The organism is Luteitalea sp. (assembly GCF_044337415.1).
Taxonomy (GTDB): domain Bacteria; phylum Acidobacteriota; class Vicinamibacteria; order Vicinamibacterales; family Vicinamibacteraceae; genus Luteitalea.
This window is the reverse complement of sequence record NZ_JBIINP010000021.1, coordinates 23,241-30,000: the sequence shown is the minus strand read 5'-3', so window position 1 is coordinate 30,000 and position 6,760 is coordinate 23,241. Positions and strand designations below refer to the sequence as shown.

Sequence of the window (6,760 nt, the reverse complement as noted above, 5' to 3'; positions counted from 1 at the left end):
ACACGCACGATCAGCTTCTTTCCCGCCTGAATCGTCCAGGTGCCCGCCGCCACGGCCGCATTCATGTCGGTGACGACAGCGCCGTCGACCCGCACCCCGCCCTGCGTGATCTTGCGCGTGGCGTCGCTCCCCGACGAGGCGAGCCCCGTGTCGACGAGCACCTTGCGCAACAGCTGCCCGGCCGGCACCTGGTGCAGCGGCAGCTCGTCGCCCGCCCCGTGCCCCTGGCGCGCCGCATGCCGCGCCCGCACGGCGGCGATCGCGGCCTCGGCGGCATCACTGCCGTGATAATCGGCCGCTATCAGCCGCGCCAGTTCGTAGCGCAGCGCCGAGGCCGTGGTCTCGCCTGCCGCGAACGCCGCCTTGTGCGCGTCGATCTCGGCCGGCGGCAGGTCCGTGAGCAGCGTGAAGTAGGTCCACATCACCTCGTCTGCGCCGCGGAAATCCTCGACGATCTTGCGCACCATCTCGTCGGCCGGCTCGTTGATGCCGACGTAGTTGCCGAGGCTCTTGGACATCTTCTCGACGCCGTCGAGCCCCACGAGCAGCGGGACCGTCATGATGATCTGCGCCGGCAACCCATAGGCCGGCATGATGTCGCGGCCCACGTTGAGGTTGAACAACTGGTCGGTCCCGCCCAGTTCCACGTCGGCCTGCAGGAACACCGAGTCGTACCCCTGGCTCAGCGGGTACAGGAACTCGTGCAGCGCAATCGGCTGGCCGCCTTCGTATCGCTGCCGGAAGTCCCGCCGCTCGAGCATCTGCGCGACGTTGTAGCGGGCCGCGAGCTTGACCCAGTCGGTGCTCGTGAGCACGCCCAGCCAGCGGCTGTTGAAGTCGACCACCGTCTTCGCGGGATCCAGGATCCGGAACACCTGCTGCCGGTACGTGTCGGCGTTGGCCTGCACCGCCTCTGGCGTGAGGGGCGGGCGCGTCTTCGAACGCCCCGTCGGATCGCCGATCAGGCCGGTGAAGTCGCCGATCAGGAACACCACCGTGTGCCCGAGATCCTGGAAGTGCTTCATCTTCCTGATGAGCACGGTGTGGCCGAGGTGCAGGTCGGGCGCCGTGGGATCGAACCCGACCTTGACGACCAGGGGCCGGCCGGCCGCCTGCCGCTCCACCAGCCTCGTCCGCAGGTCCGAGAGCCGGACCACGTCCACGCAACCACGGGTGAGGTACGCGAGTTGTTCGTCGATCTGCATCGCGCCCGTAACTATAGCGTCGGCGGCCCCGGGGACGGTCGCGCGACGCCGCTCTCTCATGACATGGGCAATGCGGCCGATTGACCGATCCCCGGCGCGTCCCGCTCCGGGCACGAAGGCCATTCATGTCCCGCCACCGCCTCGATCGCCGTCGTCCCTCGCATGCCGAACGCCGCAGCCAGCGTCGGGTGGCCGCCGTCCATGTGCCGGATCTGTCCGCGCACCTCAGCGGAGGCGCGCGCGTCTCGCTGCTCGACGTGTCGCAGGGCGGCGTGCGCCTCGAGACGACACGCCACATGCGCCCGGGCCAACGCGTCAGCATCCGCTTCTCGGTCGACGACCGGGTGGTCGTGATCACGGCGGCGGTGGTGCGAGCCGCGGTGGTGCATGTCCATCCCGAGGAAGTGCCCTACGAGACAGGCCTGCAACTGTCGGAGGACCTCGCGTGCGACGGGCTCGAGCTCGCGCTGCTCGACCGCCGCACCGAGGACACCGCGACCGACCCGGATGACGTGGGGACGCTGACCGTGCCGGACGGTCCAGCCACCGACCTGTTCTTCGTGCCGGCCGACGGCGTCGAGGGCGAGGACGCACCGGGTGGGCGAAGGTGGTGGCTGGCCAGCCGGCGGCGGCGGACGCTCTTCGACCAGACCACCGTGTCCCAGGAATCCGCAGGTCCCAGTCCCGGGGCCGCTTCCTAAAGTTTGCCGTCGGCTCGTCGATTTGACGAACACGAGAGCGGTCACCGCCCCCGCCATCGCGGGACACCGGTACCGAGAGTGAGGACCAGTCCCCATGCCGGACGCCAAGGATCGCCGCCAGCACCTCCGCGTGCCAGCTCACCTGCTGCCCTCCCTGACTGCTCGCCTGAGCGGGGGGGCCGCGGTGCGCCTGCTCGACGTGTCGCGCCGTGGGGTGCGCCTCGAGACGACCATGCACATGCGCCCGGGGCAAACGGTGTGCATCCGCTTCGTGGCCGCCGACGCCACCGTGACGCTCAACGCCGCCGTCGTCAGGGCCAGCGTGGCGCACCTGCAGGCCGACGGCGTGCGCTACGAGACGGCGCTGTCACTGGCCGGCGACCTGCTGCTGTGCGACCACCTGCACGACGCGGCTCATCAGCCGGTCACCGACCACCACGACGCCTCGATTGCGGACGATGCGCTGGCGGCGGTGGTCGACTACACGGTGATCGTGCAGGAGGCGACCGGCGGCCCCGCGTTGCTGCAGGGCCTGCACGCCAACAGCTGGTAAGTCACTGGTCCCCTGATGCGCGCCCTGCTCGTCGCCCTCGCCGTTCCCGATCCGGCCTCGCTTCGCCCGGCGCTCCAGGCGGCGCTCGGCGCCACGTCGGTGGACCTCTGCCAGACGGCCGAGGCAGCGATCACGTGGCTCGAGAACCGGCCCTGCGATCTCGTGGCGGTGGCCGGTGACGACGCCGCCGTGGTCGACGCGATTGCGCGCGTGCGCCGCGTGAGCCGCACGCTGCCACTGCTCGCCGTCGTGACCAACGCGGCCTCGCCCGGTGCGGGCGCGGCCTGGCTGGCGGGCGCCGACGAAGTGGCCAGCGTGTCCGCGGTGGCTGCGGGCATGGCGCTCGAAGGCCTCGACGAGGTCCGCCATCCCGAGCGCGACGCGCTGCGCCGACTGCAGCGCCTCTGGCACGCGGGGCCGAGCGATCCCCTCCGACAAGCACTCGCCAGCCGGCTCGCCACACGGTTCCGCGACGTTGGCCTGACCGCCGAGGGGCTCGTGGGCCTGACGACGCAGGACGTCGAGAGCCCACAGGCCGCGGCGCTCGTCGTGAACGCCTCGGCCGACGCCGACACGCTCGTACTCGGCGTGAGGCGCGTCAAGCGCACCTACCCGGGCCTGTCGGTCGCCGTGGTGGCCGAGACGGGACTTCATGACGCGTTCCGGCGCGCCGGCGCCGACGAGTGCCTCGCCCCGTCTGCCGACCCGGACGCCGTGCTGCACGCGGTGGCTCGCGCGCAGGCCGCGTGCCGCGCCACGCTCGACCTCGACAGCCTGCGCGCGAAGGAGACACGCCTTCGTGCGCTGCTCGAACACCTGCCCGAAGCCGTGATGCTGGTGTCGCCGGAACATGCCGTGCTGGCAGTGAACCTGGCGGCCCTGCGCCTCATCGGCGCGCAGGATGCGCGACAGGTCCTCGGCTCACCGCTCGAACCCTGGCTCGACCTGGGGGAGGCGCCCGTCGATGGCGCGGTCCAGTTGCTGGATGGCGTGGCCGCAGGCGGCACGCGCGAGCTGCTCATCCGCACCCGCCACCTCGCCGAGCCGCGACGCCTGCTGCTGCGCGCCGTGCCGTTCCAGCGCGAGAGCGGCGGGGCGCCAGCCGCGCTGATCGTGCTGCGCGACGCGCCCGACGCGCCCACCGACAGCCTCGTCGTGCCGGCGGTGCCCGCGCTCGATGCCGTGCTGCGCGACGAGCGCGAAGCCTGGCAGGCCGAGCGGACCGCCTGGTCCGGTGCGCAAGAGAAGTGGGCGGCCGAGCGGACCTCGCTCCTCGCCCGTGTCGACGCCCTGGCCCTCGAGGCGCAGGCCCAGATCGAACAGGCGCGCGCGGCGCTCGCCGATCTCGACGCGCGGGCACAGGCCTCTGCCGACGCGCTCGCCCGGGCAGCGCAGCTCGACGCCCTTGGCATCACCCCGGACACCCTGCCGACGCTCGTCGATGCCGCCGCGCGGCTGGCCGTGCTCGAACAGCAGGAAGTGCCGGCGTTGCTGGCGCGCGCGCAGGCACAGGAGCAGGCACACGACGGCCAGCTGGCGCGCATCCGCGAGATGGTCGCCGGGCTCGAGGCCCTGCGCGAGGAGCGCGATGCCGCGCTCGACGCAGCACGCACCGCCGAGGCGCGCGCGGAGGAACTCGAGGCGCAGCTGACCCTCGTCGCCGCCACGCCTGCCGACGCCAGCCCGACATCGCCTCAGCCGGAGCCAATGCCGCAGCCCGCGCCGGGGCCCGCGTCGGTGACTGCGGTCCAGCGCTGGCTGCTCGAGGACATCGCGCGCGTCGGGCTCGTGCGGACCGACGCCGACGGCCACATCATCGACGCCAACGATCAGGCCGCGCGCCTGTGCGGATTCGCCGACGCCGCTGCCCTGCGATCGGCTGGCCACCTGCCGGCGGAGATCACGTCGCTGGCCGACGAAGACACCGAGGGCTCGGCGCGGTTCGAGACCTGCCTGCAGGTGGCAGACGCCGCCCCGCACTGGATCGCCGGCGCTCGACTGGCCGCCGACGGCGACGACGACGACGTCACCTGGCTGCTCGCCGAGACGACGCACGCACCGACGACCGCCAGCGGCATGGATCCCGCCGCGCTCCTCGAAGCCCTTGCCGACGAGTGCCTCGCCATCGTCGACGACCCGCCGGCAGTGCCGCGAGGGCCCAGGGCGCTCGATGCCAGCCCTGACACCGACGGGGCCGGCGCAACGGCCCTCGCCCGGGCGCGGGTCCTGCTGGCGCAGTTGTCGTCGTGCCGTCGGCGTCGCCAGGAACCGGTGGCCCTCGACGACCTCGCGACCCACCTGCCGGCGCTCGACCTGCTGCTCGCGCGGCTGGCCACCGACGACATTGGCTGGACCGCCAGTTATCCCTCCGTTCCGGTGCACGTGCCCGTCGCGCCGGCCGACGTGGAGCGGTGCCTGACAGGTGCCGTGGCCGCCATGCGCGAAGCCCTGCCACTCGGCGGCCAGATCGCGATGCGCGTGGACATGCTCGACAGGTGCGAGGTTGAAGGCGCCGGCCAGCCCACGTTGCGGCCGGGTGTGGAGATCTGCCTGGACGCCGAGGGGTACGGCGTGCAGGCGCCGACCGTGCCGCAAGGCGTGCGGGATCTCGTCGCGCGCGTCGGCGGCACGTTGATCATTCACGACCCGGCGGCCCTGTCGGTTCGCCTGACCGTGCGGCTGCCGCGAGCCGTCGTGATCGCACGAGCCGCCTGACGCCGGGCACCGGCACCGGGGCCCTCCCGGCAACGTACGATAAAGAAGGATGTCCGCTGCTCGCGCCACGACACGCCGGTTCAGCCGGCGCACGCTGCTCCGGACCGGCACCGGGATCGTCGCCGGGCTGGCGGTCGGCGAAGGCGCCTACGGGGCGCTGTACGAACGCCATCAGCTGGGCGTGACGCGCGCGGACCTGCCGTGCCGCACCCTGCCCGACGCGCTCGACGGGCTGCGCATCGGCCTCATCACCGACACGCATCACAGCGGCTGGACGAGCCTCGAGTTCATCGCCGAGGCCGTCGCCCTCGTGCGTGAGGCCGATCCCGATCTCGTGGTGCTCGGTGGCGACTACGTGACCCACCGGAACCGGCGCTACCTGGGCGATGCGGCTGCGCCGTTCGCCGCGCTGCGTCCCAGGGAGGGGCTGTTCGCCGTGCTCGGCAACCACGACGACACCACGGAGATGCCGCGGATACTGCGCCGGGCCGGGGTGACGACGCTGCACGACGCCCGCACCCGCCTGACGGTGCGAGGCGAGCCGATCGACCTCGTCGGGCTGGATTACTGGACGCGCGACATGCCGACGCTGCGCCGCCTGCTGCGCGGACGCGCGCCGTTCACCGTCATGCTGGCCCACGATCCCCGCCGCCTGCGCGAGGCCGCCGCCCTCGACCTGCCGCTGGTGCTCTCGGGGCACACGCACGGCGGGCAGATCGTCATGCCTGTCGTCAGCCGCCTCGCCACCAACAAGTACCCCGTGGCCCAGGGCCTCGGGCGCGATCGCGACACCACGCTGTTCGTGAGTCGCGGCGTCGGCACGGTGGCCGTACCGTGCCGCCTCAACTGTCCGCCGGAGGTCGCGCTGCTCACGTTGCGCCGCCGGCGCGACGCCTGATCAACGACCACGCACGAAGCGTCGCCCCTCGATCCGCCAACCGCCCGCCGCCACCAGGCCGACCGCCTCCGGGTAGATGCGGTGTTCCTCCACGAGGATGCGCGCCGCCAGCGTGTCCGGGGTGTCGTCGTCGAGCACGGGCACGGTGGCCTGCGCCACGATTGGCCCGGCATCGAGCTCGGGGGTCACGAGGTGGACGGTGACCCCGGCCACCTTCACGCCGTGTTCCCAGGCCTGCCGCTGGGCGTCGACGCCGACGAAGGACGGCAACAGCGACGGGTGGACGTTCAGCACGGGGCCGCCGAAGCGCTCGAGGAAGACCGGGCTGAGGATGCGCATGAAGCCGGCGAGGCACACCACCTCGGCGCGCGCCTCGACGAGGCGGGCGACCAGCGCCTCCTCGAAGTCGGCGCGGGTCGCGAACGCCTTGTGATCCACGACGAGGGCGGGGACGCCCGCCGTCTCGGCGTGCGCGAGGCCGGCGGCATCGGCGCGATTGGCGATCACCACCCCGATCCGGGCCTGCAGGCGGCCATCGGCGATGGCCGCGATGATCGCGCGGAGGTTGCTGCCGCGTCCGGAGATGAGGACGCCGAGGACGGGAAGCGGCTCCGGCGCGGGCGAGGGGAAGTTCCGTTCAATCGGCATGCGCGCTCAAGGATAGAACGCACGGCGTCGATTACCGCGA

The 6,760-nt window shown here is 72.5% G+C and carries 6 protein-coding genes (1 of these 6 running past the window's edge); 4 read left to right on the top strand and 2 right to left on the bottom strand.

Features of this window, described 5'->3' with window-relative positions:
• Positions 1-1,205, bottom strand: partial view of a tyrosine--tRNA ligase gene (tyrS, locus tag ACIRDX_RS06020; protein WP_396624504.1) — the 5' portion only. Its footprint begins 13 nt before the window's first position; the window shows 1,205 of its 1,218 coding nt (coding positions 1-1,205); it begins with the start codon at positions 1,203-1,205; the stop codon falls past the left edge of the window.
• Positions 1,206-1,330: 125 nt separating this feature from the next.
• Between tyrS and ACIRDX_RS06015 the strand changes: the two genes are divergently transcribed.
• From ACIRDX_RS06015 to ACIRDX_RS06000, 4 genes are all read left to right on the top strand, one after another.
• Entirely contained in the window at positions 1,331-1,906 is a 576-nt protein-coding gene (locus tag ACIRDX_RS06015) for a PilZ domain-containing protein (RefSeq protein ID WP_396624503.1), read from the top strand.
• Between the two features lie 94 nt (positions 1,907-2,000).
• A complete protein-coding gene (locus ACIRDX_RS06010) occupies positions 2,001-2,459 on the top strand; it encodes a PilZ domain-containing protein (protein WP_396624502.1) in 459 nt (152 codons plus the stop codon).
• A 15-nt stretch (positions 2,460-2,474) separates the two neighbouring features.
• On the top strand, positions 2,475-5,174 hold the full coding sequence (locus ACIRDX_RS06005) for a PAS domain-containing protein (RefSeq protein WP_396624501.1): 2,700 nt from the start codon (positions 2,475-2,477) through the stop codon (positions 5,172-5,174).
• Positions 5,175-5,223: 49 nt separating this feature from the next.
• Entirely contained in the window at positions 5,224-6,072 is an 849-nt protein-coding gene (locus ACIRDX_RS06000) for a metallophosphoesterase (protein ID WP_396624500.1), read from the top strand.
• On the opposite strand, the gene purN is transcribed toward ACIRDX_RS06000, so the two are convergent.
• A complete protein-coding gene (gene purN, locus ACIRDX_RS05995) occupies positions 6,073-6,720 on the bottom strand; it encodes a phosphoribosylglycinamide formyltransferase (protein ID WP_396624499.1) in 648 nt (215 codons plus the stop codon). It abuts the gene before it with no gap.
• Positions 6,721-6,760: the final 40 nt, after the last annotated feature.